The sequence below is a fragment of the Pseudoalteromonas sp. GABNS16E genome (assembly GCF_028598715.1).
GTDB classification, from domain to species: domain Bacteria; phylum Pseudomonadota; class Gammaproteobacteria; order Enterobacterales; family Alteromonadaceae; genus Pseudoalteromonas; species Pseudoalteromonas atlantica.
The window spans coordinates 1-214 of sequence record NZ_JAQREZ010000251.1; the positions used below are offsets into that span (position 1 = coordinate 1).

1 pseudogene is annotated in these 214 nt (G+C 39.7%); it reads right to left on the reverse strand.

Going from position 1 to position 214, the window contains the following annotated elements:
• Positions 1-214: pseudogene (locus PSI06_RS21860) on the reverse strand (IS3 family transposase); the annotation flags it as partial.

The following is a 214-nucleotide window of genomic DNA, read 5'->3' on the forward strand; positions in this document are numbered from 1 at the left end:
ATAGGTAATGCACGCCTTGCGCTGACTTTACGTATGTAATGTCACTAACGAAGACTTCCTCGGCCGCAGTAGGCATGTATTCCTTTAGTAAATTGGGGTGCTTGCGCATCCAATGGTTACTGTTTGTCGTTTTAGTGTAATTTTTCTTTGGTTTTACAAGAAAGTCATGCTCTCTCAAATAATCAAAAAAACAATCACGACCTAGTTTAATGCC